22 protein-coding genes and 1 pseudogene are annotated in these 26,424 nt (G+C 61.9%); 12 read left to right on the forward strand and 11 right to left on the reverse strand.

Annotation, left to right across the window (positions count from 1 at the left end; all coding sequences use genetic code 11):
- Positions 1-237 precede the first annotated feature (237 nt).
- From ACODSV_RS24230 to ACODSV_RS24280, 11 genes are all read left to right on the forward strand, one after another.
- On the forward strand, positions 238-519 hold the full coding sequence (locus ACODSV_RS24230; protein WP_069075821.1) for a peptidylprolyl isomerase: 282 nt from the start codon (positions 238-240) through the stop codon (positions 517-519).
- Between the two features lie 131 nt (positions 520-650).
- On the forward strand, positions 651-2,510 hold the full coding sequence (locus ACODSV_RS24235) for an extracellular solute-binding protein (protein WP_024075095.1): 1,860 nt from the start codon (positions 651-653) through the stop codon (positions 2,508-2,510).
- A complete protein-coding gene (locus ACODSV_RS24240; RefSeq protein ID WP_150053898.1) occupies positions 2,510-3,571 on the forward strand; it encodes a microcin C ABC transporter permease YejB in 1,062 nt (353 codons plus the stop codon). The genes ACODSV_RS24235 and ACODSV_RS24240 overlap by 1 nt, the downstream gene beginning before the upstream one ends.
- Positions 3,571-4,593: an ABC transporter permease gene (locus ACODSV_RS24245; RefSeq protein ID WP_024075093.1), complete on the forward strand. Its 1,023-nt coding sequence runs from the start codon at positions 3,571-3,573 to the stop codon at positions 4,591-4,593. Before ACODSV_RS24240 ends, ACODSV_RS24245 begins: the two co-directional genes overlap by 1 nt.
- A gap of 10 nt (positions 4,594-4,603) precedes the next feature.
- A complete protein-coding gene (locus ACODSV_RS24250) occupies positions 4,604-6,175 on the forward strand; it encodes an ABC transporter ATP-binding protein (RefSeq protein ID WP_024075092.1) in 1,572 nt (523 codons plus the stop codon).
- Positions 6,176-6,297: 122 nt separating this feature from the next.
- Positions 6,298-7,695: a sigma-54 interaction domain-containing protein gene (locus ACODSV_RS24255; RefSeq protein WP_102625545.1), complete on the forward strand. Its 1,398-nt coding sequence runs from the start codon at positions 6,298-6,300 to the stop codon at positions 7,693-7,695.
- A gap of 291 nt (positions 7,696-7,986) precedes the next feature.
- The gene (locus ACODSV_RS24260) at positions 7,987-9,378 is read left to right on the forward strand and encodes a GntP family permease (protein WP_024075090.1); all 1,392 of its coding nucleotides are present in this window, start codon (positions 7,987-7,989) and stop codon (positions 9,376-9,378) included.
- A 7-nt stretch (positions 9,379-9,385) separates the two neighbouring features.
- The gene (locus ACODSV_RS24265; protein ID WP_150056522.1) at positions 9,386-10,159 is read left to right on the forward strand and encodes a 3-hydroxybutyrate dehydrogenase; all 774 of its coding nucleotides are present in this window, start codon (positions 9,386-9,388) and stop codon (positions 10,157-10,159) included.
- A gap of 192 nt (positions 10,160-10,351) precedes the next feature.
- Positions 10,352-12,304 carry an acetoacetate--CoA ligase gene (locus ACODSV_RS24270; RefSeq protein WP_024075088.1) on the forward strand — a complete coding sequence of 651 codons (1,953 nt, stop codon included), beginning with the start codon at positions 10,352-10,354 and terminating at the stop codon, positions 12,302-12,304.
- 143 nt (positions 12,305-12,447) lie between these two features.
- Positions 12,448-14,985 carry a PAS domain-containing hybrid sensor histidine kinase/response regulator gene (locus ACODSV_RS24275; protein ID WP_150095491.1) on the forward strand — a complete coding sequence of 846 codons (2,538 nt, stop codon included), beginning with the start codon at positions 12,448-12,450 and terminating at the stop codon, positions 14,983-14,985.
- A 43-nt stretch (positions 14,986-15,028) separates the two neighbouring features.
- Positions 15,029-15,304, forward strand: a complete 276-nt coding sequence (locus ACODSV_RS24280; RefSeq protein ID WP_010564624.1) for a peptidylprolyl isomerase — start codon at positions 15,029-15,031, stop codon at positions 15,302-15,304.
- Between the two features lie 124 nt (positions 15,305-15,428).
- Here the strand turns inward: ACODSV_RS24280 and ACODSV_RS24285 are convergent, their stop codons facing one another.
- The 8 genes from ACODSV_RS24285 to ACODSV_RS24320 form a co-directional block, all read right to left on the reverse strand.
- Positions 15,429-16,337 (reverse strand): sugar kinase, encoded by a 909-nt coding sequence (locus ACODSV_RS24285; RefSeq protein WP_150056588.1) that lies wholly within the window; start codon positions 16,335-16,337, stop codon positions 15,429-15,431.
- 116 nt (positions 16,338-16,453) lie between these two features.
- The gene (locus tag ACODSV_RS24290; protein WP_150055363.1) at positions 16,454-17,662 is read right to left on the reverse strand and encodes an amino acid deaminase; all 1,209 of its coding nucleotides are present in this window, start codon (positions 17,660-17,662) and stop codon (positions 16,454-16,456) included.
- Between the two features lie 9 nt (positions 17,663-17,671).
- On the reverse strand, positions 17,672-18,436 hold the full coding sequence (locus tag ACODSV_RS24295) for an IclR family transcriptional regulator (RefSeq protein WP_024075084.1): 765 nt from the start codon (positions 18,434-18,436) through the stop codon (positions 17,672-17,674).
- Positions 18,437-18,727: 291 nt separating this feature from the next.
- On the reverse strand, positions 18,728-19,117 hold the full coding sequence (locus tag ACODSV_RS24300) for a RidA family protein (RefSeq protein WP_012723821.1): 390 nt from the start codon (positions 19,115-19,117) through the stop codon (positions 18,728-18,730).
- A gap of 26 nt (positions 19,118-19,143) precedes the next feature.
- Positions 19,144-19,926, reverse strand: a complete 783-nt coding sequence (locus ACODSV_RS24305) for an amino acid ABC transporter ATP-binding protein (protein ID WP_102624555.1) — start codon at positions 19,924-19,926, stop codon at positions 19,144-19,146.
- Entirely contained in the window at positions 19,923-20,585 is a 663-nt protein-coding gene (locus ACODSV_RS24310; protein ID WP_069076372.1) for an amino acid ABC transporter permease, read from the reverse strand. The genes ACODSV_RS24305 and ACODSV_RS24310 overlap by 4 nt, the downstream gene beginning before the upstream one ends.
- Before the next feature lie 11 nt (positions 20,586-20,596).
- Positions 20,597-21,259: an amino acid ABC transporter permease gene (locus ACODSV_RS24315; RefSeq protein ID WP_150054446.1), complete on the reverse strand. Its 663-nt coding sequence runs from the start codon at positions 21,257-21,259 to the stop codon at positions 20,597-20,599.
- Positions 21,260-21,311: 52 nt separating this feature from the next.
- A complete protein-coding gene (locus ACODSV_RS24320; RefSeq protein ID WP_024075081.1) occupies positions 21,312-22,160 on the reverse strand; it encodes a transporter substrate-binding protein in 849 nt (282 codons plus the stop codon).
- Positions 22,161-22,611: 451 nt separating this feature from the next.
- Between ACODSV_RS24320 and ACODSV_RS24325 the strand changes: the two are divergent.
- Positions 22,612-22,902: pseudogene (locus ACODSV_RS24325) on the forward strand (thioredoxin family protein); the annotation flags it as partial.
- Between the two features lie 19 nt (positions 22,903-22,921).
- On the opposite strand, the gene ACODSV_RS24330 reads toward ACODSV_RS24325, so the two are convergent.
- The 3 genes from ACODSV_RS24330 to rpiB all read right to left on the reverse strand — a co-directional run bounded on the left by ACODSV_RS24330 (position 22,922) and on the right by rpiB (position 26,274).
- Positions 22,922-24,490 (reverse strand): TerC family protein, encoded by a 1,569-nt coding sequence (locus ACODSV_RS24330; protein WP_024075079.1) that lies wholly within the window; start codon positions 24,488-24,490, stop codon positions 22,922-22,924.
- Positions 24,491-24,768: 278 nt separating this feature from the next.
- Entirely contained in the window at positions 24,769-25,749 is a 981-nt protein-coding gene (locus ACODSV_RS24335) for a sugar-binding transcriptional regulator (RefSeq protein WP_024075078.1), read from the reverse strand.
- A gap of 63 nt (positions 25,750-25,812) precedes the next feature.
- Entirely contained in the window at positions 25,813-26,274 is a 462-nt protein-coding gene (gene rpiB, locus ACODSV_RS24340; protein ID WP_016969738.1) for a ribose 5-phosphate isomerase B, read from the reverse strand.
- Between the last annotated feature and the right edge of the window lie 150 nt (positions 26,275-26,424).

Genomic DNA, 26,424 nt, shown 5'->3' on the forward strand with positions numbered 1-26,424 from the left:
ATGTGTCCGGTCCATACAGGTCCCTCCAAAAGTGACCCGCTGTAAGAGCGGAACCGCCAGCCGCCGTTACCGCAGCAACGGATATGCCCCCAAACCTCCAACCAACCCACCAACCAACCCACCCACCCACCCACCCACCCACCCACCCACCAAGAGAACACCACCCCAAGGGAACTTTGCCAACAAATAACCACCTGAATCCGGTACGCTCACCTTTTTATTCAAGGAGTTACTCCCATGGCCAAAGCCACCGCCCGTCACATCCTGGTTGCCACTGAAGACAAGTGCAACGAACTCAAGGCCCAAATCGAAGGCGGCGCCGATTTCGCAGAAATCGCCAAAGCCAACTCCACCTGCCCGTCCAGCCGCCAAGGCGGCGACCTGGGTTCGTTCGGTCCAGGCCAGATGGTCAAGGAATTCGACACCGTCGTGTTCAGCGCCCCGGTCAACACCGTGCAAGGCCCGGTGAAAACCCAGTTCGGTTATCACCTGCTGGAAGTGACCAGCCGTCAGGACTGATCCCGTCCGCGCTGATGCTTGAAACAACGGCCCGCCTTTTTGGTGGGCCGTTGTGCATGGGATGACTGGCGATGCCCTGGCCGTTAGCGTACAAATCCCTATTCTTCTTCACCCGGCGCTCAAGGCTGATAATGCGACTGGCTTTTTCGACTCTGTTTGGCTCCGCCCTGGCCCTGCTGCTGGCCAGCACGGCCGTGATCGCGGCCCCGCAAACCTACCTGACGGTGTACGGCGAACCGGCCAAGTACGCTGCCGGCTTCACCCATTTCGACTACGCCAACCCCAACGCGCCCAAGGGCGGCAGCCTGCGGCGCTCGGCGATCGAGATCGGGCGTTTCGACCATGTGCTGCCCTATATCGACAAAGGTATCGGCGTGTCCCAGGTCGACGGCTGGCTGTATTCGCCCCTGGCCCTGCGCTCCCTCGACGAGCCCTACACGGTCTATGGCCTGGTGGCCGAAAAGATGGAGCGGGCCGACGACGGCCTGTCGTTGCGTTTCTACCTCAACCCCAAGGCGCGCTTTGCCGATGGCAAGCCGATCACCGCCGAAGACGTGCGCTACAGCTTCGATTTGCTGATGACCCAGGGCAGCCTGCGCTTTCGTACCCTGTTCGCAGACGTGAAACACGTCGAAGTCGAAGGCGAGCGCCAGGTGCGTTTCGATTTTTCCAGCAATGAAAACCGCACCCTGCCCCTGGATATCGCCACCCTGCCGGTGTTCCCCGAGCACTGGTGGAAGACCCGCGACTTCGCCAATGGCGGCGGCTACGAAGCGCCACTGGGCAGTGGCCCGTACAAGGTCGGCAAGATCGACTCGGGCAGCACCATTACCTTTACCCGTAACCCAGACTGGTGGGGCAAGGACCTGCCCGTCAGCCGCGGCCTGTACAACTTCGATCACCTGAGCCTGGAATACTTCGGCGACACCGAAGTGGCGCGCCAGGTATTGCGCGGCGGCGCCTATGACTTCAACCGCGAATTCTCCGCCACCGGTTACTCCATCGGCTACAACGGCCCGGCCCTGGATGACGGGCGCCTGCAACGTGCACACCTGGCCAAGGAAATGCCGCAACCGGCCCAGGGCTATGTGTTCAACGTGCAGAAACCGATGTTCAAGGACCGCCGCGTGCGCCAGGCCCTGGCGATGCTCTGGGATTTCGAATGGGCCAACCGGCAGATGATGCGCAACCTGTACATCCGCCAGCAGAGCTACTTTTCCAATAGCCCGCTGGCCGCCAGCCAGTTGCCCACCCAGGAAGAACTGAAAATCCTCGAACCGCTGCGCGGCCAGGTGCCCGACGAAGTGTTCACCCAGGTGTTCAAGGCGCCGGTCACCGACGGCAGCGGCATGATCCGCGACAAGCAGCTGCAAGCCCTGGCCCTGTTGGAAGAGGCCGGCTGGAAGCCCGAAGGCGACAAATTGGTCAACGCCGAAGGCGAGCCGCTGGAGTTCACCTTCCTCAATGCCCAGGCCGGCCTGGAACGCCTGTTGCTGCCCTACAAGCGCAACCTGGCGCAGATCGGCATCACCCTGAATATCCGCCGCATCGACTCCTCGCAGTACGTCAACCGCCTGATGACCCGCGACTATGACATGATCGTCACCGGTTTCCCGGTCACCACCTCGCCGGGGATGGAGCTGTACAACTACTTCGGCTCCAGCGCTGCGTTCGACCCTGGCGCGAACAACTACATGGTGCTCAAGGACCCGGCCGTCGACACACTGATCAAGGGCCTGGTCAAGGCCGACACCCAGGCGCAGATGCTCACGTATGCCCACGCCCTGGACCGCGTACTGCAATGGAATTACCTGTGGATTCCCAACTACTACCCGCCCGGCACCTCTGCCGCGTGGTGGAACCGCTTCGGGCGCCCGGCCATCGAGGCCAAGAACGACGAGGCCTTGGAAACCTGGTGGGAAATCAGCCCCACGCCACTGACGAATGAACAGATGAATGCCGAGCTGAAAAAACGCGGGGGGACGCGCTGATGTTTGCCTATATCGTGCGGCGCCTGCTGCTGATCATCCCAACCCTGGTGATCATCCTGTTGGTGAATTTCGTGATCGTACAGGCGGCGCCCGGTGGCCCGGTGGAACAGGCCATTGCCCACCTGCAAGGCATCGGCGGCGGTGCCGTCGGGGGTTCCTCCGGCGAAGGCCTCAGCAGCGGCTCGCGGGCCAGCCGTGGCCTGGACCCGAAACTGATCAAGGACATCGAAAAACAGTACGGCTTCGACAAGCCGGCCCCGGAACGCCTGTGGTTGATGCTCAAGAGCTACGCCCAGCTGGATTTCGGCAGCAGCTTCTTCCGGGGTTCAACGGTGATCGACCTGATCCTGGAAAAAATGCCGGTGACCATCTCCCTCGGCCTATGGGCCACGCTGATCACCTACCTGGTGTCGATCCCCCTGGGCATTCGCAAGGCGGTGCGCCATGGCAGCAACTTCGATGTGTGGAGCAGCACCGCCATCGTCATCGGCTATGCCATGCCGGCGTTCCTGTTTGCCATGTTCCTGATCGTGGTCTTCGCCGGCGGCACGTCGTTGAACTGGTTCCCTGTGCGGGGCCTGGTCTCGGAAAACTTCGACGAGCTGAGCACCGTGGGCAAGATCGCCGACTACTTCTGGCACCTGGTATTGCCGGTCACGTCACTGGTGATCGGCGGGTTTGCCACCTTGACCATCCTGACCAAGAACTCGTTTCTCAATGAAATCACACGCCAGTACGTGGTCACCGCCCGTGCCAAGGGCCTGAGCGAACGCCGCGTGCTGTACGGCCATGTGTTTCGCAATGCAATGCTGCTGGTGATCTCCGGGATTCCCCAGGCGTTTATCAGCGTGTTCTTTGCCGGCTCGCTGCTGATCGAGGTGATCTTTTCCCTCGACGGGCTCGGGCGCATGAGCTACGAAGCCGCCGTGTCCCGCGACTATCCGGTGGTGTTCGGTTCGCTGTTCATCTTCACCCTGTTCGGCCTCTTGATAAAACTGATCGGCGACCTCTGCTACACCCTGGTGGACCCGCGTATCGACTTCGCCGCGAGGAACGCCTGATGCTCAACCTGTCTCCCGTGGCCCGCCGACGCTTCGAGCGGTTCAAGCAGAACCGGCGCGGCTGGTGGTCGCTGTGGCTGTTCATCGGCCTGTTTATCCTGACCCTGGGCGGCGAGTTGATCGCCAACGACAAGCCCCTGGTGCTCAGCTACAAAAACGAGCTGTATTTCCCGGTGTTCAAACGCTACACCGAGCAGCAGTTCGGTGGCCAACTGCCGTTCCAGGCCGACTACCGCAGCGACTACGTACAGAAGCTGATCAAGCAGGACGGCGGCTGGATGCTGTTCCCACCGATCCCGTTCAGCGACGACACGCCCAACTACGAGCTGACCCGCCCTGCCCCGAGCCCGCCCTCGGCGGTGAACTGGCTGGGCACCGACGATCAATCGCGCGATGTGCTGGCTCGGGTGATCTTTGGCGCACGGGTGTCGATCCTGTTTGCCCTGGCGCTCACGGCGATCAGCGCGAGCATCGGCATCGCCGCCGGCGCCTTGCAGGGTTACTACGGCGGCTGGGTCGACTTGCTTGGCCAGCGCATCCTCGAAGTCTGGTCCGGGCTGCCGGTGCTGTACCTGCTGATCATCCTGTCGGGCTTTGTCGAACCGAATTTCTGGTGGCTGCTGGGGATCATGGCGCTGTTTTCCTGGCTGGCCCTGGTGGACGTGGTGCGCGCCGAGTTCCTGCGCGGGCGCAACCTGGAGTACGTCAAGGCCGCACGGGCATTGGGCCTGGGCGACGGCAAGATCATCCGCCGGCATATCCTGCCCAACGCGATGACCGCCACCCTGAGCTACCTGCCGTTTATCTTGACCGGGGCGATCTCCACCTTGAGCGCCCTGGACTTCCTCGGCTTCGGCATGCCGGCCGGCAGCGCGTCGCTGGGTGAGTTGATCGCCCAGGGCAAGCAGAACCTGCAAGCGCCGTGGCTCGGCTTGACGGCGTTTTTCACCTTGGCGCTGATCCTGTCGCTGCTGGTCTTTATCGGCGAGGCATTACGTGATGCCTTCGACCCCCGTTCATGAGTGACTGCAGATGAACCTGATCGAAATTCGTGACCTGTGCGTCGCCTTCAGTGGCCAGACCGTGGTGCACAACCTGAGCCTGGACGTGCGCCCCGGCGAGTGCCTGGCACTGGTGGGCGAGTCGGGCTCGGGCAAGTCGGTGACCGCTCACTCGATCCTGCAACTGTTGCCCGAGGCCGGTACGCAAACCACCGGTTCGGTGAAATATCGCGGCCAGGAACTGATCGGCGCGCCGGCGACCACCCTGCAAAAGCTGCGCGGCAATCGCATCGCGATGATCTTCCAGGAGCCGATGACCTCGCTCAACCCGCTGCACAGCATCGAAAAGCAGATCGGCGAAACCCTGCTGCTGCACAAGGGCCTGGGCGGCAAGGCGGCGCAGGCGCGCATCCTGGAACTGTTGGGCCTGGTGGGCATCCAGAAACCCCAGGAACGCCTCAAGGCGTATCCGCACCAACTGTCCGGCGGCCAGCGCCAACGGGTGATGATCGCCATGGCCCTGGCCTGCGAGCCACAACTGCTGATTGCCGACGAACCCACCACCGCGCTGGACGTCACCGTGCAGCGCAAGATCCTGCTGCTGCTCAAGTCCCTGCAACAACGCCTGGGCATGTCGATGCTGCTGATCAGCCACGACCTCAACCTGGTGCGCAGCATCGCCCAGCGGGTGTGCGTGATGCATGCCGGCGAGATTGTCGAGCAGGCCGCCTGCGAGACCTTGTTCACCGCGCCGCAGCATCCCTACAGCCGCCTGCTGCTGGATGCGGAGCCGGCGGGCGACGTGTTGTGCGGCGAGGAGCGCGAGACGGTGTTGCAGGTGGACGACCTGACCGTGCAATTTCCTCTCGGCGGTGGGTTGTTCCAGCGCAAGACCTACCTGCGCGCCGTGGACGGCATCAGCCTCAGCGTGCAGCGCGGCAAGACCCTGGGCATCGTCGGTGAGTCGGGCTCGGGTAAATCCACCCTGGGCCAGGCGATCCTGCGCCTGCTCGACTCCACCGGCAGCATCCGCTTCCAGGGTAAAGCCCTCGACCCGCTAAACCACCACCAGATGCGCCCGTGGCGCAAGCAGATGCAGGTGGTGTTCCAGGACCCCTACGGCAGCCTCAGCCCGCGCATGTCGGTGCAGCAGATCATCAGCGAAGGCCTGGAAGTGCATGCACCGTGCAGCCTGGCCGACCGCGAAGCGCAGGTGATCCAGGTGCTCAAGGAGGTGGGCCTCGACCCCGCCAGCCGGCATCGCTACCCACACGAGTTTTCCGGCGGCCAGCGCCAACGCATCGCCATCGCCCGCGCGCTGGTGCTCAAGCCGGCGCTGATACTGCTCGACGAACCCACCTCGGCCCTGGACCGCACGGTGCAGAAGCAAGTGGTGGCATTGCTGCGCGAGTTGCAGGAAAAATACGGCCTGACCTACCTGTTTATCAGCCATGACCTGGCGGTGGTGCGCGCCATGGCCCATGACATGATCGTGATCAAGGATGGGAAGGTGGTGGAGCGCGGGCCGAGCCATGCGGTATTTGAATCGCCACAACATCCCTATACCAAGGAACTGCTGGCCGCCGCGCACATCCCCTTGTAGGAGCGAGCTTGCTCGCGAAGAATCCAAGTACGCCACGTTCTTCCAGATGTACCGCGTTATCGTTGACGACCTTCGCGAGCAAGGACTAGCCGTCCGCCTCGCTCCTACAGGATTCTGCCGGCATGAACATCACCGAAAACCTCAAGGATTACGAACAGGTTCGCGGCCTGGCGATCCAGTCGCTGTTCGAGATCATCGAGCAGTCCAGCGAAGGCACGGTGATTGTCGATCGCGACGCGAATATCGTGTGGATGAACGAGCGCTACGCCAAGCGCTTCGGCCTCAAAAGCGCTGATGAAGCCATCGGCCAGCCCTGCGAACAGGTGATCTCCAACAGCCTGTTGCGCCAGGTGGTGCGCAACGACCAACCGATTCTGCTGGATATCCAAGACACGCCCAAAGGCCCGCTGGTGGTGATGCGCCTGCCGATCCACAACAATGCCGGCACGGTGATTGGCGCGATTGGCTTTGCGCTGTTCGATGAGCTGCGCAACCTGTCGCCGCTGATCGAGCGTTACCTGAGCATGCAGGCGGAACTGGCCTCCACCCGCTCGCTGCTGCGTTCGCGGCAGAGCAAGTACAACTTTGCACACTTTATCGGCACCAGCGCCGCCAGCCTCGACGTCAAACGCCGGGCGCGGCGCAGTGCGAGTGCCGAGTCGCCGGTGTTGCTGCTCGGCGAAACCGGCACCGGCAAAGAGCTGCTGGCCCAGGCGATCCACGGCGCATCCAAGCGTGCGCACAAGGCGTTTGTCAGCATCAACAGCGCGGCCGTCCCCCACGACCTGCTGGAAGCCGAGTTCTTCGGCACCGCCCCCGGCGCGTTTACCGGTGCCGACCGCAAGGGCCGGCCCGGCAAATTCCAGATCGCCCAGGGCGGCACGCTGTTCCTTGATGAAATTGGTGACATGCCCCTGCCCCTGCAAAGCAAGCTGCTGCGGGTGTTGCAGGAAAAAGAATTCGAACCGGTGGGCTCCAACGAGATGCTGCACAGTGATGTACGGGTCATCGCCGCCACCTCCATGGACCTGGAGGCGGCGATCAAGCGCGGAGAGTTTCGCGCGGATTTGTACTACCGCCTGAATGTGCTGCCCATTCAGGTGCCGCCATTGCGTGAGCGCCTGGAGGATATTCCTGCGCTGAGCGAAGCGATCCTCGAAGAGCTGCACAGCCAGCATGAACTGGACCGTGAAGCCCTCGTGTTGTTGGCGCAGCATGCGTGGCCGGGGAATATCCGTGAACTGCGCAATGTGCTGGAGCGGGCAGCCTTGTTGAGCGATGACCTGGTATTGAATGCCGCCGAGATTCGCGCGGCGATCGGCACGTTCAGCCCGGTAGCGCGCAACGAAGTGAAAACGGTCGAAGGCGAGACGTTCGCGGCGGCGCGAGCGCGGTTCGATCGGCAGCTGATTGCGGCGACGCTCGAGGCCTGTGAAGGGAATGTGGTGGAGGCGGCCAAGCGATTGGGGCTCGGGCGGTCGACGTTGTACAAGAAGATGGTCGCACTGGGAATCGCCTAGTCTCAAATTTGAGACTTGATTCTCCAAACAAAGACAATCCCTGTGGGAGGGGGCTTGCCCGCGATAGCGCCGGATCAGTTAACAAATAAGTGACTGACACTCCCTCATCGGGGGCAAGCCCCTCCCACATTTGAGCTGTGTTTGTCTCCAGATTGAGACAGAATCTGGAGCCCCGCCCGAAAAATTCAAAAATACCCATATATTTCAACAAGTTAAATAATTGGCATACATCTCGCTATAGCCCTCCCCACAGCTTTACCCACAACAATAACAATCCGATGGAGACACACCATGAGTGTGATCATTGCCCTGGCAGCCCTCGCGCTGCTGATGCTGGCTGCCTACCGTGGCTATAGCGTTATCCTGTTTGCCCCCATCGCCGCCCTCGGCGCTGTCCTGCTCACCGACCCATCCGCTGTCGCCCCTGCGTTTACCGGGGTGTTCATGGAAAAAATGGTTGGCTTTATCAAACTGTACTTCCCGGTATTTCTGCTCGGTGCGGTGTTCGGCAAGCTGATCGAGCTGTCGGGCTTCTCGCGCTCGATCGTGGCCGCGGCGATCCGCTTGCTCGGTACGCGCCAGGCGATGCTGGTGATCGTGCTGGTCTGCGCCCTGCTCACCTACGGCGGCGTGTCGCTGTTTGTGGTGGTGTTTGCGGTGTACCCGTTCGCGGCAGAGATGTTCCGCCAAAGCAATATCCCCAAGCGCTTGATCCCGGCGACCATCGCCCTCGGTGCGTTCTCATTCACCATGGACGCCCTGCCCGGCACGCCGCAGATCCAGAACATCATCCCCAGCACCTTCTTCAACACCACCGCCTGGGCAGCCCCCTGGCTGGGGCTGATCGGTACGATCTTCGTGTTCTGCGCCGGCATGCTCTACCTCGCCCGCCAACGCAACAAAGCGCAACGGGCCGGCGAAGGCTACGGCACCGAGCTGCGCAACGAGCCGGAAACCGCCGAAAACCTGACCCTGCCCAACCCGTGGATCGCGCTGTCGCCGCTGATCCTGGTGGGGGTGATGAACCTGCTGTTCACCCATTGGATTCCACTGTGGTACGGCAAGACCCACAGCCTCAGCCTGCCGGGCATGAGTACGCCAGTGACGACCGAAATCGCCAAGCTCACCGCGATCTGGGCGGTGCAGGCGGCATTGCTGGTGGGCATCGTGATCGTGCTGGTGTTTGGCTGGTCGGCAATCAAAAGCAAGCTGGCCGAAGGCAGTAAAAGCGCGGTCAGCGGTGCGCTGCTGGCGGCGATGAACACCGCCTCGGAATACGGCTTTGGCGCGGTGATCGCCTCGCTGCCGGGCTTTCTGGTGCTGGCGGACTGGCTCAAGGGCATCCCCAACCCGCTGGTCAACGAAGCGATTACCGTGACCCTGCTGGCGGGTATCACCGGCTCCGCGTCCGGCGGCATGAGCATCGCCCTGGCGGCCATGTCCGAGAGCTTTATTTCAGCGGCCCATGCGGCCAATATCCCCCTTGAAGTGCTGCACCGGGTCGCGGCCATGGCCAGCGGCGGCATGGACACCCTGCCCCACAACGGCGCGGTGATCACGCTGCTGGCGGTCACCGGGCTGACCCACCGCGAAGCCTACAAGGACATTTTCGGCATCACGATTATCAAGACCCTCGCGGTGTTCGTGGTGATCGGTACTTTCTATGCCACCGGCATTGTGTGAGGTTTTCATGACGACATTGAACGGCAAGACCGCCCTGGTCACCGGCTCCACCAGCGGTATCGGCCTGGGCATCGCCTTGAGCCTGGCCAAGGCCGGCGCCAACCTGATCCTCAACGGCTTTGGCGACGCCAGCGTGGTGATCGCCCAGGTGCAGGCGTTCGGCGGCAAGGTCGGGCATCACCCCGCCGACGTCAGCGACCCGGCGCAGATCGCCGACATGATCGCCTATGCCGAGCGCGAATTCGGCGGCGTGGACATTCTGGTGAACAACGCCGGTATCCAGCATGTGGCGGCGGTGGAAGACTTCCCGGTGGAACGCTGGGACGCGATCATTGCGATCAACCTGTCTTCGGTATTCCACAGCACGCGCTTGAGCCTGCCGGGCATGAAGGCCAAGGGCTGGGGGCGTATCGTCAATATCGCCTCGGTGCACGGCCTGGTCGGTTCGGTGGGCAAGGCCGCGTATGTGGCGGCCAAGCATGGCGTGATCGGCCTGACCAAGGTGGTGGGCCTGGAGACCGCGACCGGTAACGTGACCTGCAACGCAATCTGCCCAGGCTGGGTGCTGACCCCGCTGGTGCAGAAGCAGATCGATGACCGCGCGGCCAGTGGCGTCGACCCGCAACAGGCGCAGCATGATTTGCTGGCCGAGAAGCAGCCGTCGCTGGAGTTCGTGACACCGCCGCAGTTGGGCGAACTGGTGCTGTTTTTGTGCAGTGAGGCCGGCGCCCAGGTGCGGGGCGCGGCGTGGAATATCGATGGTGGCTGGCTGGCTCAATAAAACCTGACACTGGAGATCTAAACTGTGGGAGGGGCGGTGCGACGATTCGACTTGCCCCCGATGAGGGAGTGTCAGCACATGCATTTGTGACTGACTCACCGCTATCGTGGGCAAGTCGAATCGTCGCACCGCCCCTCCCACATTGGAACTCTATCGTTTGGAAGACCTGTACAAGAACAAGAGACCTTGCTGATGTCCGAGATCCTCTGGCAACCCTCCCCCGAACGCATCCGTAACACCCGGATGGACCAGTTCCGGCGCTTTATCAATGATCGCCACGGCGTGCAGCTCAGCGACTACCCGGCCCTGCACCAGTGGAGCATCGACCAGCGCCCGGACTTCTGGCAGGCGATCGTGGCCTTTTTCGACGTGCAGTTTCGCAGCCCGCCCAGCGCGGCGCTGATCGAAGGCGCCGAGATGCCCAGCGCCCAGTGGTTCCCCGGCGCGACCCTGAACTTTGCCGAACACCTGCTGCGCCGTCGCGACGATCACCCCGCCGTGGTCGCCATCAGCGAAGACGGCCAGCGCGAACAACTGACCTACGCCGAACTGGCCGCCCACGTCGCCGGCCTGCAAAAAAGCCTGCGCGCGGCCGGCGTCGGGGTGGGCGACCGGGTGGCGGCATGCATGCCCAACACCTGGCAAACCCTGGTCGGCATGCTTGCCACCACCAGCCTGGGCGCGATCTGGTCGTGTTCATCGCCGGACTTCGGCACCCAAGGTGTGATCGACCGCTTCGGCCAGATCGAGCCCAAGGTGCTGATCACCTGCGCCGGTTACCGCTACGCCGGCAAGGACATCGACCAGAGCGCCAAACTCAACGAGATCCTCGCACGCCTGCCGTCCCTGCAGCAGTTGATCATCGTGCCGTATGCCCGGCCCCAGGCGCGGGTCGAGGATTATCGGACCGAGGCCCGCGTCGCGCTGTGGAGTGACTTCTACCAACCCGGCGGCGCACCTGAATTCGTCGCGGTGCCGTTCGACCATCCGCTGTACATCCTCTATTCCAGCGGCACCACCGGCGTGCCCAAGTGCATCATCCACGGCACCGGCGGCGTGCTGCTCACCCACCTCAAGGAGCACGGCCTGCATGCTGACCTGTCCGGCGAGGACTGCTTGTTTTACTACACCACCTGCGGCTGGATGATGTGGAACTGGCTGGTCTCGGTATTGGCCTTGGGTGCCACGGCGGTGCTGTATGACGGCTCGCCCTTTCACCCCGGCCCCGAGCGCTTGATTGACCTGATCGACGTAGAAAAAATCAGCGTATTCGGCACCAGCCCCAAGTTCCTCGTCACCCTGGAAAAGGCCGGGTTGCAACCGCGCCTGAGCCATGACCTGGGCAGCCTCAAAGGGCTGATTTCCACCGGCTCGCCGCTGTCGCCCCAGAGCTACGACTATGTGTACCGCGAGATCAAGGCAGAGCTTTGCCTGTCGTCGATGTCTGGCGGCACCGATATCGTCTCCTGCTTTGTGATCGGCAACCCGGTACTGCCTGTGCGTCGCGGCGAAATGCAATGCAAGAGCCTGGCGATGGCGATCGAAGTGTGGGACGACCAGGGCCGACCGTTAATCGGTGAAAAAGGCGAACTGGTGTGTACCCGGCACTTCCCGGCCATGCCCATCGGCCTGTGGAATGACCCGCAGCAGCAAAAACTGCGCGCCTCGTATTTCAGCCAGTTCCCGGGCGTCTGGGCCCAGGGCGACTATGCCGAGCAACGCCCCAATGGCAGCCTGCTGATCCATGGACGCTCCGACGCAGTGCTCAACCCCGGCGGCGTGCGCATCGGCACCGCCGAGATTTATCGCCAGGTGGAAAAAGTCCCGCAGGTGCTGGAGAGCCTGGCCATCGGGCAACGCTGGCAGGACGACGTGCGCGTGGTGCTGTTCGTGCGCCTCAACGATGGCGTTGAACTGGATGCGGCCCTGGAGCAGCAAATCCGCCAGGTGATCCGCGCCAACACCACGCCACGCCATGTGCCGGCGAAGATCCTCGCCGTCACCGATATCCCCCGCACCATCAGCGGCAAGATCGTGGAATTGGCAGTGCGCAACGTGGTGCATGGCGAGCCGGTGAAAAACACCGACGCCCTGGCCAACCCCCAGGCCCTGGCGCAATTTCGCGACCGTCCTGAGCTGGCTTGAGGTTGAACGGTTTCAGCCCTGAGACACTCATTTGAAGACAACGCCCAAATGCATGCTACTTTTCGAGGGGTAGCCAGCCGTTCCCGACTCACGGGATAATCTGTTCTTTGTCATTTTCAAAGCGTTACGCTCAGGGCATTGTCATGAAGGGAACATCCACCGACAGCGAAGCCGCTGCATTGATTGCGCGGCTGGACTGGGCGCGCAGCCCTCTCGGTGAGGCCAATGATTGGCCGCAGAGCTTGCGTACCGCCGTGGATATCGTCGTCAACTCGCCGATGCCGATGCTCCTGCTGTGGGGCGACCAACTTATCCAGCTCTACAATGATGGCTTTGCGCGCCTGGCGGGCAACAAACACCCCGGCGCCCTGGGCCAGCCGGCACACCCGACCTGGCCGGAGCTGCAAGACTTCACCGCACCGATCTATGACGCCGTGCTCGGCGGCCAGGTGCGTACGTTCACCGAGCAGCGTTTCGTACTGCAACGCGATCATCGCGACACTGAAATCTGGCTCGACCTGACCTACAGCCCGATCCGCGACGAAAGCGGCGCCGTGGCCGGCATCCTGGTCACCGCCATCGAGACCAACGAACGCCGCCGCAAGGCCCTCGAACTGCAACAGCGTTCCGAAGACAGCCTCAAGGCCCAGCACAACACTGAACAACGCCTGCAACTGGCGCTGGCCGCCACCGATGCAGTGGGCACCTGGGACTGGGACATCGGCGAAGACCGCTTTATCGCCGACGCGCACTTCGCCTTCCTGCATGGCGTCGACCCCAACGAAGCGAGCCTCCTGCCCATCAGCGATTACCTGCAAGGCGTGCACCCGCAAGACCGTGGCACGGTGGCGCGCAGCATCAAGCATTGCATCACCCATGGCACCGAATACGCCGAGGAATACCGCCTGCTGCAAGCCGATGGCCAGGTGCGCTGGGTATTCGCGCGCGGGCGCTGCTATAAGGACCCGCAGGGCCGCCCGGCACGCTTCCTCGGTGCCGCGCTGGACCTTACCGAACGCAAGCATACCGAACAGGCCTTGCGCCAAAGCCAGACCGAACTGCAACTGATCATCAACGCCATGCCGGTGCTGATCGGCTACGTTGACCATGAGCAACGCTTTCGCCTGAACAACAGTGCCTACCTCGACTGGTACGGCATGACGCCCCAGGAGCTGTATGGCAAGAGCATCCGCGAAGTGCTCGGCGATGAGGTGTATGCCGGGCGCGAGGACATGATCACCGCCGCGCTGGGTGGCAAGGCGTGCAGTTTCACCACCATTACCCCCCATCACGATGGCCGGCCGCGCCATGCGTTGATGAAGTACCTGCCGCGCTTCAGCAATGACGGCTCGGTCAACGGTTTCTACATCTTTGTGATCGATGAAACCGAACGCAAGCTCACCGAAGAAGCCCTGCGCAACCTCAATGAGAACCTCGAAGAACGCGTCGCCCAGCGCACCCAGGCACTGGCCGAGGCCAACCAGCGCCTGCAAAACGAGATGTTCGAGCGTGAACGCGCCGAAGATGCCCTGCGCCACGCGCAGAAAATGGAAGCGGTGGGCCAGCTCACCGGCGGCATCGCCCATGACTTCAACAATATGCTCACCGGCATTATCGGCAGCCTGGACCTGATGCAACGCTATATCGCCGCCGGACGCAGCGACGATATCGGCCGCTTTGCCGACGCCGCCGTAGCCTCGGCCCATCGTGCCGCCGCCCTCACCCACCGCTTGCTGGCGTTCTCGCGGCGCCAGTCGCTGGACCGGCGCCCGACCGACCCCAATCAACTGGTGGCCTCCCTGGAGGACCTGTTCCGCCGCACCAAGGGCGCGCATATCACCCTGAACGTGCAGCTGGGCCGCGATATCTGGCCGGTGAACACCGATGCCAGCCAGCTGGAAAACGCCCTGCTCAACCTGGTGATCAACGCCCGCGACGCCATGCCCGACGGCGGCGAGCTGCTGATCGAAACCGCCAACAGCTACCTGGACGGCACCGACATCACCACCCTCGAACCGGTCAAGGCCGGTGACTACGTGATGCTCGGCGTGAGCGACAACGGCTCCGGGATGGCGCCGAAGATCCTTGCCAAGGCGTTCGATCCGTTCTTCACCACCAAGCCGATCGGCCAGGGCACCGGCCTGGGCCTGTCGATGATCTATGGCTTTGCCCAGCAGTCCGGCGGCCATGTGACCATTCAAAGCGAACCGGGCCAGGGCACCTGCGTGCGCCTGTACCTGCCGCGGCTGCACGGCACCGCCCTGGAAAGCAGCCTGCCGCCGCACTCGAGCGAAGCGCCAGTGGCCCTGGCCGGTGAAGCGGTCGTGGTCGTCGAGGACGACCCCGCCGTGCGCATGCTGGTGGTCAATGTGCTCGACGAGCTGGGCTACACCGCCCACCAGGCGGCGGACGCCCGTGCTGCGCTGCCGCTGCTGGAGTCGGACCTGCGTGTGGACCTGCTGGTGACCGACGTTGGCCTGCCCGGCATGAACGGCCGGCAACTGGCGGAAATCGCCCGCCAGCATCGCCCGGGCCTGCGCGTGCTGTTCATGACCGGTTACGCCGAGAAAGCCGCCGAGCGCCAGGGGTTCCTGGAGGACGGCATGGACATGGTGGCCAAACCGTTTTCCATCGACCTGTTGGCGACCAAGATCCGCAGCATGATCAGCGTGGTCGAATGAGTTCAGGCATAATCGCGCGCCGTCGCACACCTGGTAGAGAACCATGAAAGCCCAAGCCCGTCATATCCTGGTGAAAACCAGCGAAGAAGCCGAACAACTCAAGCAGCGCATCGCCAAGGGCGAAGCCTTTGATGTGCTGGCCAAGAAATACTCCACCTGCCCGTCCGGCAAGCGCGGCGGCGACTTGGGCGAAGTGCGGCCAGGGCAGATGGTGGGGGTGATCGATGCGGTGATCTTCAAGAAGCCGGTGAAGGTGGTTCACGGGCCGATCAAGAGCAAGTTTGGCTATCACCTGGTGCAGGTGTTTTACCGCGATTGAGGCTTTGGCTTAAGACCGCTATCGGGGGCAAGCCCCCTCCCACACTTGACCGCATTTCATCTGGAGGAATGCGGCCAGCTGTGGGAGGGGGCTTGCCCCCGATCCGCCGCAGGCGGCCATTCACTTACTCCCTGGGGATCAGCGCCCCCGGCACCTGGATAACCCGGCTCGCCAACCGATGCCCGGCCAACGCCGCCGCCTCCGGCGAGCCCCCCTTGAGCCGACTGGTCAGGTACGCCGCACTGAATGAATCCCCCGCCGCCGTGGTATCCACCACCGTCTCCACCTTCAGCGCCGGCACGGCAAAGCGCTTACCGTCGCAACGGATCAAACAGGCCTGCGCACCACGCTTGAGTACCACTTCGGCAATCGCCGGGTACGCCGCGAACACCTGTTCGCTGTCGGCGCACCCAAACAATGCAAGCTCGTCATCTTCGGTCAGCAAGGCGATATCCACCTCGGCCAGTACTGTGCGATACGCCTCACGGGCAACGTCCACCGTGGCCCACAGCCGCGGCCGGTAGTTGTTGTCGAACACCACTTTGCCGCCACGCCGACGGGTTTCGATCAGGGCCTTGAGCAAACGCGCGCGCCCGATATCACCGATTACCGCCAGGGTAATGCCGCTGAAATACACCACGTCATAACCGGGTAATGCCGCCAGGATCGGCGCGGCGGCCGGCGTGGTAAAGCAGTCACGTACCGCCGCTTCATTACGCCAATAGAGAAACTTGCGCTCGCCGTTCGCATCCGTCTGGATGCAGTACAACCCCGGCAAACGCCCAGGCAGGCGCTGGACCCGGCCCAGGCCAAGCCCCTCTTCCTGCCATTGCGCGCACATCGCATCGCTGAAGCTGTCGTCGCCCAGGGCAGTGACATAGTCGACGCTGCCGATGTCGCCCAGCTCACGGCGCAGGTACACCGCCGTGTTGAGGGTGTCGCCGCCGAAACTTTGTTGCAGGCTGCCGTCGGCGCGGTGTTGCAGTTCGATCATGCATTCGCCGATCAAGGCGATGCGGGGATGGGTGGTCATGGTTGCTGTCTCGGGGGGCTGATGGCCTCATCGGGGGCAAGCCCCCTCCCACACGTTGACGTGTGAACACCTTTCAAATGTGGGAGGGGGCTTGCCCCCGATAGGCGCGACACGGTCTAGAAGCAGGTATGCAGGGACTCGATCACCTGCAACTGCTCATCCACCAGGCAACCGACCTGCCACTTGTCAAAGGTCAAGCAAGGGTGGGAGGTGCCAAAGGAAATGATGTCGCCAATGCGCAGTTCAACGTCCGGGGCCACGGTCATGAACGCGTGCTGATCCATCACTGCCGTGACGTTGCAGGCGCTCACATCCTCCCCTTCCGCTGGCAGGATCCCCGCTCGGTAGCGCTTGAGCGGCACCGGCAGGCCGGCGTCGTAGGCCACATCGCGCTTGCCCAGGGCGATCACCGCGAAGCCTGGCTCGGGCAGCGATTGCACATGGGCCCAGACTTCCAGCGCCGGGCGCAGGCCCTCGCTGAGGTCGCTGCGGCGCTCAAGTACACAGCACTGCGCCGCTTTGTAGATACCGTGGTCATGGGCCACATAGCTGCCAGGGCGCAATACGCTGAGGAAACGACCGGCAGCGTTCTGCACCTCGAACGACTCGGCGATCAGGTCGTACCAGGCCGAGCCCGAGGCGGTGATGATAGGTTTGGCCAAGTCGAACGCACCGTTGTTTTGCAAGTCCACGGCCAGGCGTACCAGGCTGGCGGCGAAGTCACGGATGCCGCTGATGGCGTGCTCGCCATGGATCACGCCTTCATAGCCTTCGATACCGGTGAGGGCCAGGGCCGGCTGGGCCTTGATCGCCTTGGCCAGGTCTCGCACGGCCTGCTCGCTGCGGCAGCCACAACGGCCGCCGACCACGCCGTACTCGATCATCACGTTCAGGCGCAGGCCACGGGCGGCGAAGAACAGCCCCAGGTCGGCGACGTTGTCCGGGTGATCGACCAGGCAGTGGAAGTCGAAATCCCCATCGGCCAGCAGGTCGGCGATCAACGCCATGTTCGGCGCGCCCACCAGTTGGTTGGCCATCAGTACACGCCGCACGCCACCTGCATAAGCCGCGCGAGTCTGCACCGCGGTGGCCAGGGTAATGCCCCAGGCACCGGCCGCCAGCTGGCGCTGGAACAGCGCCGGCATCATGCTGGTCTTGCCGTGTGGCGCAAGCTGCGCGCCGCTGTGGCTGACGAAATCCTGCATCCAGCGGATGTTGTGCTCCAGGGCATCGCGGTGCAGGACCAGCGCCGGCAGGCTGACGTCACGGACCAGGTGGGCGCCGACAGCAGCGGCACCCTTTTCAACGGCATTGATGGCAGACATGGAAAGCTCCTATTCGTTGATGCGACGGGCCAGGTTGTTGGCGCTTTCGATCAACACCCGGCGATAGTCGTTGTAATGATTGCTGGCATCGGCCCTCGGGGCGACGATGCACAAGGTCGCAATGCTGATGCCTTGCGCGTCCCGAACCGGGGCGGCAAAACAATGGGTGAAGGTGTCGGCCACACTGTCGAAGGAAAAGAAGCCATCGACCGTGGCCTGGCGGATTTGTGCGAGGAAGGTCTCCAGCGGCAGGCGCTGACCGTCCGGCAGGATGAAATCCTCAGGGTCGATCAGGTCGACGATCTGCTGATCGCTCAAGTGCCCCAGCAGCAGGCGCCCGGACGCGGTCCACGGGATCGGCGCGTTCTCACCGATATCCGAAGAAATACGGAAATGCCGCTCGCCTTCGCGCATCAGCGCCACCGTGTATTTACGCCCGTTGAGCAGGCACATCTGTGCGGTTTCGTGGGTCTGGCTGACGATCTCCTGCAAGGCGTGGTCAGCCTCGCGGGTCAGGTCGAAATGACGCAAATGCGCCTGGCCGAGAAAGTACAACTGGCGGCCGAGGTAGACGTGACCGTCCTTGCCCACGGTTTCGAGAATGCGCCGTTCCAGCAAGGACGCGACCAGTTCGTAGACGGTGGACTTGGGGCTGCCGATACCGTTGGCAATATCATTCGGGCGCAGGGGCTGCCCGATTTCCTTGAGAAAGTCGAGGATATCGAACGCACGGTCCAGGCCTTTGGCGCGACGTTTGATGGTGTCTTCGGTCATGGCAATTTTCGATCCGGTCGAAAGGGTGGGGCTGGCGCAGGTCCATTGTGGGAGGGGGGGCAAGCCCTAATGCCGTTCAGTTAAGGCTTTTTTGTAGGAGCGAGCTTGCTCGCGAAAAACTCACAGGCGCCGCGTTCATTCAGGAAACACGCGTTATCGTTGACGTTTTTCGCGAGCAAGAACTAGGCGTCCCCCTCGCTCCTACAGAAGGCGATGTACGCTTAACTAAACGGCATTAGGGCTTGCCCCCCTCCCACATTGGATTTCCTGTGGTCTCAAGAGTGGGGCAATTTAGCCTTTTTTCTTGTAGGCCACGCAATCAATCTCGACCTTGCAATCAACCATCATGTTGGCCTGCACACAGGCCCGCGCCGGGGCGTGTTCGGGGGTGAAGTATTCGCCGAACACTTTGTTGAAACTCCAGAAGTCCCGGGGGTCTTCCAGCCACACGCCCACCCGTACCACGTCTTTCAATTCGTAGCCGGCTTCTTCAAGGATCGCCACCACGTTGCGCAGGGTCTGCCGGGTTTGCTCGATGATCCCGCCCGTGATGATTTCACCGTCCACCGCTGGCACCTGGCCCGAGACGTAGAGCCAGCCGTCCGCTTCCACCGCGCGGGCGAAAGGACGCGGCTGACCACCGCCGGCGGTGCTGCCGGCGCCGTAACGAGTAATGCTCATAACTGTTTCTCCTGCTGACTGACCATTTAAAAACGAATGTTTTTCAGAAATTCCGCCAGGCGCGGCGATTGCGGCCGTTCGAAGATGTCCTTCGCCGAACCCTGCTCTTCAATACGCCCCTGGTTCATGAAGACGATCTTGTCCGACACCTCATAGGCAAAGCGCATTTCGTGGGTGACCAGCAACATGGTCATGCCCTCCTCCGCCAGGCCCTTGATCACACTGAGCACCTCGCCCACCAATTCCGGGTCGAGGGCCGAAGTGACTTCGTCGAACAGCATCAGGCTCGGGTTCATCGCAATCGCGCGGGCGATCGCCACACGCTGCTGCTGGCCGCCTGAGAGCTGACCGGGAAAGTGATTGCGGCGTTCCAGCAAGCCAACGCGATCCAGCCATTTTTCGGCCAGGGCCACCGCTTCGTCCTTACCCATCTTTTTGACCTTGAGCAGGCCAAGGGTGACGTTCTGCAACGCGCTCAGGTGCGGGAACAGGTTGAACTGCTGGAACGCCATGCCGGTCATCGCGCGGTGCTGGGCAATCACCCGTTCAGGGTGACGTACACGCTTGCCGGCGATTTCGCTGTAGCCGATGGACTCACCGTCGAGGGTAATCTGCCCGCCCTGGAATTCTTCCAGCAGGTTGACGCAACGCAACAACGTGGTCTTGCCCGAGCCGCTGGAGCCGATCAACGTCACCACGTTGCCGCGCTGCATGGACAGGTCGACGCCCTTGAGCACTTCGACCTGCCCGTATTGTTTACGCAGGCCGCGAATGTTCAGCAGCGGTTCGGTTGTTTGAGGTTGGTTCATGGCAAGGCCACCCGCTTTTCAATGTAGCGCCCGAATAACTCGATGGCGTAGTTGATGACAAAGAACATAAAGCCTGCGAACAGGTAGAACTCCAGGGTCATGAAGGTGCGCGCGATCACCTGCTGGGTACTCAACAGCAGTTCGGCCACGCCGATCACCGACAACAGGGTCGAGGCCTTGACGATTTCCGTGGAGGAATTGACCCAGGTCGGCAGGATCTGCCGCAGCGCCTGGGGTAACAGCACGTAGCCCAGGGACTGGTAGAACGTCAGGCCAATCGCCTTGCCCGCTTCCAGTTGCCCACGGGGAATGGCTTGCAGCGCGCCGCGCACGATTTCCGAGACGTGGGAACCGCAGAACAGCGTCAACCCGACGGCACCGGCCTGGAACGCGGTGATTTGCCAGCCGAGCGCCGGCAGCATGTAGAAACACGCCAGCACCAGCACAAACACCGGCGTGCCACGGATCAAGTCGACATACACGCGAAACGGCGCCCGCATCCAGAATTTGCCGTAGGTCAGGATCAACCCGGCGACGATGCCGATCAGGGTGCCGAAGATAATTGCCAGCGCCGACACGTACACACTGGTCTGGAAACCCGCCCAGAGGGTGTCCCGGGCGATCCACAACTCATGCAACCAGCTGGGGGATTCGTACATGGAAACCTTCCTTAACGACGGATCGCCAGACGCTGTTCCAGGTAACGGAGCAGCATGGCAATGAGGTAACAGGCAGCCACATAGAGCGCGGTCGTGACCAGCCAGGTTTCAATCACCCGGTAGCTTTCGACGTTGATCTTGCGGGCGTAATAGGTCAGCTCCGGCACCGCGATCGCGGCCGCCAGTGAGGTGTCCTTGAACAGCGAGATAAAGTTGTTGGACAGCGCGGGCAGCACGTTGCGCAGCATCACTGGCACGGTGATGTAGGCACGGATTCGCCACTCGCCCAGGCCAATCGCCAGCCCGGCTTCACGCAACCCCTTGGGAATATTCAACAACCCGGCACGGAACACTTCGGTCAGGTAAGCACCGGCGTACAGCGACAAGGTAATGATGAACGAGGGGATCTTGTCCAAGCGGATGCCCAGGCTGGGCAAGGCGAAGTAGATCAACAGGATCAGCACCAGGATCGGCGTGTTGCGTACTATCGTCACGTACACCGAGGCGAGGATACGCAACGCCCGGTGCCTGGACAGCATGGCAAACGCCATCAACAGGCCGATCACGCAGCCGATGGCGATCGACAGCAGTGCCAGCTCAAGGCCCAGCCACAACCCCGCGAGCAAGGTGTCGAAATCACGCCACACGGCGGCAAAGTTCAACTGATAGTTCATGGTCAACGGTACCTGATGGGGGCGCCAGGCGCGGCGCCCCGGTTTTCACGAATCACTTGAACTCGACGGGGAAACCAATGGCAGGTTCTGGCAGGTCCACACCGAACCACTGCTTGAACGAAGCCTTGTAGGTGGGGAACTCCACACCGGTCATGGCTTCATGCAGCGCGGTGTTGACGAAGTTCAGCCAGTCCTGGTCGCCACGCTTGACCGCGCACGCATAGGTCTGCGGGCTCCAGGCATAGGCCGGGCTGCGATAGCGGCCAGGGTTCTGCACCATCAGGTATTTGACCGAAGACTGGTCGGTGGCGGCGGCATCGGCGCGACCGGAGTTCACGGCCTGGTACATCAGGTCGACGCTGTCGTACTGGTCGACCTTGGCCTTGGGCAGTGCCTGGTGCACCAGTTCTTCGGCGTAGACGTTTTGCAGCACCGCCACGGTGACGCCATCGCCGGCGGCTTGCAGGTCTTCGATTTCCTTGTACTTGCTGTTGTTGGGCAGCAGTAGGCCCACGCCTTCGCGGTAGTACGGCAAGGTAAAGGCCACTTGCTGCGCGCGGCTGGCGGTGACGGTAATGAACTGGCAACTCATGTCGACCTTGTCGGTCAGCAGGTTGGGAATCCGGGCGTCGGACGACTGCACCACAAACTCGACCTTGCTCGGGTCGTTGAACAGCCCCTTGGCCACGATGCGGCCAATATCAATATCAAACCCCTGCAACTTGCCATCCGCTCCCTGGAAGTGCCACGGCGCATTGGTACTGCCTGTACCCACGATCAGGTGCCCACGCTTGAGCACGTTATCGAGCTTGCTGTCCGCCGCCTGCACGAGGCCTGCGAGGGATGCCGATGCGGCGAAAAGAAAAACACACGCTTTAAACACGGAAGGTCGGTGATGCATGACAAGCACTCCAGGAGTTGTGTATTCCGCTATACCGGAACTTAGTATGTAACAACGGAATAGACAGCAGAAAGTGTGCCACAGGCAGTAACGGAAAAATATGCGGGGAATAAATGGTTTATAAATCAGACGGATAAACAGCCTTCTGGCTAACGGCGTTACGCCAGCAGCTGAAATCAGCTTGCTACCCAGGGCCCCATCCGACCGCGACGGTCCCCTGCACATGCGCCACAACGGTGTTACCGCGCACCAACACCGGGCACGTTTCAATCATGGAAAAACCACCGTGCTGTGGCCAGCGTTGGCACATCACCGCCGACCAGGCGCGCAAATGGGGGGAGCGTGCGGACGACGCTTGCCCCCCTGGCTACCTGTGAAGGTTGACAGTAGACGACACTGATTCCTGGTCGTAGCGTTGGCAAAAACCCGCATCATCCAAAGGGAGGCCCTCATGGGGATTGCCACCGCAACCATCGCCAATGCCGAGGATTACCGGCGCGCGTTGAGCACCTCGCGCCCGGTATTCATGCTGTTTGTTTCCGATCACTGCCCAGCCTGTGCGTGCTCAGGGCCATTATTTGAGCTGATCGCTGGCAAGTACCCCTCCGTTGTCAGCCTGGTGCTCGATTGCGCCAAGACGCCGAGGCACCCCGACGTTACGGGCACCCCGACGCTGCTGATCTTCCTCAACGGCACGCTGATGGAAAAGTTCAAAGGCTTTGGCCCCGAAGACCAGCAAGCGCAGTTTCTCGAGGACACCTTCAAGCGCTATGCCCGTCGCAAGGGCGCAAGAGCACCTGCGTCACCCGCCGCTCCTCCACCGTCGCCACCGTCAGGCGCCAGCCCGCATGCTCCAGGCTATCGCCCACCATCGGCAGGCGGTCGAGCAGACTCATTACCAGACCGGCCAGGGTCTGGTAATCCTCGGTCGCCGCAGCATTGAAGCCGGTGCGCTGACGAATCTGGTTGAGGTTCAAGGCACCGTTGACGCAGAAGCCATCCCCCTGCGCGACGATGTCCGGCCCCTCGATTTCACTCGCGTCCGGCAATTCACCGGCGATGGATTCGAGGATGTCGGTCATGCTCAGCACCCCCATGAAGTCACCAAATTCGTTGATCACGAAGGCGATGTGGGTCGACTCCTGACGCATCTGCTCCAGGGCGTTGAGGATCGAAAAGCTCTCCAGCAGGTTGATCGCCCGGCGAGCCAGGTGCTCCAGGTTCGGCTCGTTGCCGGCCAGGTATTCCTTGAGCAATTCCTTCTTGTGCACAAAGCCTAAGGGCTCATCAACGGCACCGTCGCGGATCAACGGCAGCCGCGAATAGGACGAATGCATCAATTTCAGGCGAATCGTGTCGGGATCATCCGCCAAGTCGATAAAGTCGACCTTGGCCCGCGGCGTCATCAAGGTGCGGATCGGCCGTTCGGCCAACTGCAGCACACCACTGATCATCACGCGCTCGCGCCGATCAAACAACGGGCCTTGGCTGGCATCCGGTTCGCCCAGCAGGTCAGCCACGTCTTCGCCCACCTCCTCCACCGCCAGGCTGCGCCCGCCCAGCAAGCGCATCACCGCATGGGCCGTACGCTCACGCACCGGCAACGCACCCTGCGCCGACTTCTTGCGCCGGGCCCGGGCAATCTGGTTGAACACCTCGATCAGGATCGAAAAACCAATGGCCGCGTACAGGTAGCCTTTGGGAATGTGGAAGCCCAGGCCTTCGGCGGTCAGGGCGAAACCGATCATCATCAAAAAGCCCAGGCACAGCATGATCACCGTCGGGTGCGCGTTGACGAAACGGGTCAACGGTTTGCTCGCGACGATCATCAAGCCGATGGAAATGATCACCGCGATCATCATCACCGCCAGCTCATCCACCATGCCGACGGCAGTGATCACCGCATCGAGGGAGAACACCGCGTCGAGGACGACGATCTGCGCCACGATCGGCCAGAACATCGCGTAGGCCACATTCCCCGTGCGCTGCGCCATGTGCCCTTCCAGACGCTCATGCAATTCCATGGTGGCCTTGAACAACAGGAACACACCACCAAACAGCATGATCAGGTCACGCCCGGAGAAGCTCTTGTCGAACACCTCAAACAGCGGCTGGGTGAGCGTCACCAGCCAGGAAATACTCGCCAGCAAGCCCAGGCGCATCAGTAGCGCCAAGGACAAACCGATCAACCGCGCACGGTCGCGCTGCTCCGGCGGCAGCTTGTCCGCCAGGATCGCAATAAACACCAGGTTGTCGATGCCCAGCACCAGTTCCAGCACAATCAAGGTCAACAGGCCGAGCCAGGCCGTTGGATCCGCTAACCATTCCATTTATTAAAGTCTCTATCTAGATTTCAGAATGCCGGGCACGGCAAAGCGCGGTCGGTGGACCGGAACACGGTTAGCAATCGAAATACGGGGTGCTTGGAAGGGAACAGCGGCAGCGGTTGTCTTGGGGAAAGACGACTGGGGGGCTCCGAGAGGGTGTTCATGCAAGTCCTGAAGTCACAAAAGGACTTGAATCCTACAATTGAAATACAAATTTCCCACAACGCAAAACTATTACAAAACCTGTCCTCCCCCCCTCCCACATTTTGACCTGTGTTGAATCAGGACTTTCTGGTCGCATCATCCAACGCCAGGATGGTGTGGGCATTCGTCACCGTAGTCGCCAACGTATTGATCACCCCCGACCGCAACGCGCCCAGCGTCGCCGCCGCCTTGGTGTTCTCACTCGCGATCGCGACCACATCCGGAATCCGGAACAACTCCTGCACCGTCAACCCGATCACTCGCCCTTGAATGGCGTTGACCGCCGGCTGGCCATGAATATCGATAAAGTCGTAGCCCATCATGTCGCCCACCGTACCGGACAACCGCGCCTGCGCGATCTCCTGGGGCGAGAACCAGCCCATGCGCACCATATTGCTGTTTTCGCTCATATCGCCGATGCCAATCAATGCAATATCGGCCCGCCGCGCTCGATCCAAGGTCGAGCGCACCGTGTCGTTATTGATCAGCACGCCGCGCAGTTCCGGGTTGGCCACCAGGGCCGGGGCATACAGACTTTCACTCTCGCCGCCAAAGCGCAGGGCCAGGCGCCGGCAGATATGGTCCGGGTTCATATATTCGCCAGCCTTGAGCGAACCGCCGATGGCGCAGACAAATGTGCAATTGCGCGTCACCGGTAAAAATACATTATCGGCCACCGCTCCCACGTTGCGCCCCATGCCCACGGCGACGATCATGCCGTCGCTCAGGGTTTTGTTCAGGTAATTGGCCACCAGGCTGGCAACCGCCGAGCGCTGGGTGTCGGGGTCGCTGTGGTCGACGGCGATCAAGGCCCGGTCGAGCTTGAAGCGTTCCACCAGCGCTCGCTCCAGCTCGCTGTTCATCGCCGGGTGCTGCAACACGCGCACCTCGACAATCCCTTCATCCCGCGCGCGCTTGAGCAAGCGACTGACTTTTGCGCGGGACAGGTCGAGGCGCTTGGCAATCGCTTCCTGAGTGACGTTCTCGAGGTAATAGAGCATCGCCACTTCGGTCATCTGATCGATATCGCTGGCAATGCGCTGGGTGCTGTCACTCATGGGGACGGGCTTCCGTTTCGGCGTCAAAGGCGCATTCTCCCGACTCTTGCCCCGTCACGTCCACTACTGATGCCCATCGCGCTCGATCGCATTGATGCGCTCGACCTTGGCCCCGGAACGTGCCGCTTCGAACTCCGACTCCAGGAACGACTTGACGATGCTTTTCGCCAGCTCGGCGCCGATCACCCGTGCGCCGATGGACAGGATCTGCGCATCGTTGCTCTTGCGTGCACGCTCGGCCGAATAGGTGTCATGGGCCTGGGCCGCACGAATGCCCAACACCTTGTTGGCGGAAATCGCCATGCCGATCCCGGTACCGCACACCAGTACGCCCAGGCGCTGTTGCCCGGCATTGATCGCGGTGGCCACCGCCAGGGCGATGTCCGGGTACAGCACCGGCGCGGTGGAATGGGTGCCGAAGTCGGTCACCGGGTAACCCAGCGCTTCGATATGGCGCTTTAACAACTCCTTGAGTTCAAAACCCGCTTCATCGCATCCGATAGCCACCGGAAAAGGTGTGTTCATGGCGTCTGGCTCCGCTGCCGTGATTGTACTGATGACCGATCATATGATCAGACAGTGAAATTTTGCTCAGCCATTTCTCTGACATCACACCCTTTCTGTCAAGCATGTTTTAACTGACTCGCCAGTCAAAGCCGCCTAAAAAGCCATTAT

The sequence above is a fragment of the Pseudomonas sp. FG86 genome (genome assembly GCF_057808775.1).

What these genes read in the sequence shown, in the direction of transcription:
- ACODSV_RS24230 (WP_069075821.1), top strand. Translation starts at nt 238, where the DNA reads ATGGCCAAAGCCACCGCCCGTCACATCCTGGTTGCCACTGAAGACAAG.
- ACODSV_RS24235 (WP_024075095.1), top strand. Translation starts at nt 651, where the DNA reads ATGCGACTGGCTTTTTCGACTCTGTTTGGCTCCGCCCTGGCCCTGCTG.
- ACODSV_RS24240 (WP_150053898.1), top strand. Translation starts at nt 2,510, where the DNA reads ATGTTTGCCTATATCGTGCGGCGCCTGCTGCTGATCATCCCAACCCTG.
- ACODSV_RS24245 (WP_024075093.1), top strand. Translation starts at nt 3,571, where the DNA reads ATGCTCAACCTGTCTCCCGTGGCCCGCCGACGCTTCGAGCGGTTCAAG.
- ACODSV_RS24250 (WP_024075092.1), top strand. Translation starts at nt 4,604, where the DNA reads ATGAACCTGATCGAAATTCGTGACCTGTGCGTCGCCTTCAGTGGCCAG.
- ACODSV_RS24255 (WP_102625545.1), top strand. Translation starts at nt 6,298, where the DNA reads ATGAACATCACCGAAAACCTCAAGGATTACGAACAGGTTCGCGGCCTG.
- ACODSV_RS24260 (WP_024075090.1), top strand. Translation starts at nt 7,987, where the DNA reads ATGAGTGTGATCATTGCCCTGGCAGCCCTCGCGCTGCTGATGCTGGCT.
- ACODSV_RS24265 (WP_150056522.1), top strand. Translation starts at nt 9,386, where the DNA reads ATGACGACATTGAACGGCAAGACCGCCCTGGTCACCGGCTCCACCAGC.
- ACODSV_RS24270 (WP_024075088.1), top strand. Translation starts at nt 10,352, where the DNA reads ATGTCCGAGATCCTCTGGCAACCCTCCCCCGAACGCATCCGTAACACC.
- ACODSV_RS24275 (WP_150095491.1), top strand. Translation starts at nt 12,448, where the DNA reads ATGAAGGGAACATCCACCGACAGCGAAGCCGCTGCATTGATTGCGCGG.
- ACODSV_RS24280 (WP_010564624.1), top strand. Translation starts at nt 15,029, where the DNA reads ATGAAAGCCCAAGCCCGTCATATCCTGGTGAAAACCAGCGAAGAAGCC.
- ACODSV_RS24285 (WP_150056588.1), bottom strand. Translation starts at nt 16,337, where the DNA reads ATGACCACCCATCCCCGCATCGCCTTGATCGGCGAATGCATGATCGAA.
- ACODSV_RS24290 (WP_150055363.1), bottom strand. Translation starts at nt 17,662, where the DNA reads ATGTCTGCCATCAATGCCGTTGAAAAGGGTGCCGCTGCTGTCGGCGCC.
- ACODSV_RS24295 (WP_024075084.1), bottom strand. Translation starts at nt 18,436, where the DNA reads ATGACCGAAGACACCATCAAACGTCGCGCCAAAGGCCTGGACCGTGCG.
- ACODSV_RS24300 (WP_012723821.1), bottom strand. Translation starts at nt 19,117, where the DNA reads ATGAGCATTACTCGTTACGGCGCCGGCAGCACCGCCGGCGGTGGTCAG.
- ACODSV_RS24305 (WP_102624555.1), bottom strand. Translation starts at nt 19,926, where the DNA reads ATGAACCAACCTCAAACAACCGAACCGCTGCTGAACATTCGCGGCCTG.
- ACODSV_RS24310 (WP_069076372.1), bottom strand. Translation starts at nt 20,585, where the DNA reads ATGTACGAATCCCCCAGCTGGTTGCATGAGTTGTGGATCGCCCGGGAC.
- ACODSV_RS24315 (WP_150054446.1), bottom strand. Translation starts at nt 21,259, where the DNA reads ATGAACTATCAGTTGAACTTTGCCGCCGTGTGGCGTGATTTCGACACC.
- ACODSV_RS24320 (WP_024075081.1), bottom strand. Translation starts at nt 22,160, where the DNA reads ATGCATCACCGACCTTCCGTGTTTAAAGCGTGTGTTTTTCTTTTCGCC.
- ACODSV_RS24330 (WP_024075079.1), bottom strand. Translation starts at nt 24,490, where the DNA reads ATGGAATGGTTAGCGGATCCAACGGCCTGGCTCGGCCTGTTGACCTTG.
- ACODSV_RS24335 (WP_024075078.1), bottom strand. Translation starts at nt 25,749, where the DNA reads ATGAGTGACAGCACCCAGCGCATTGCCAGCGATATCGATCAGATGACC.
- rpiB (WP_016969738.1), bottom strand. Translation starts at nt 26,274, where the DNA reads ATGAACACACCTTTTCCGGTGGCTATCGGATGCGATGAAGCGGGTTTT.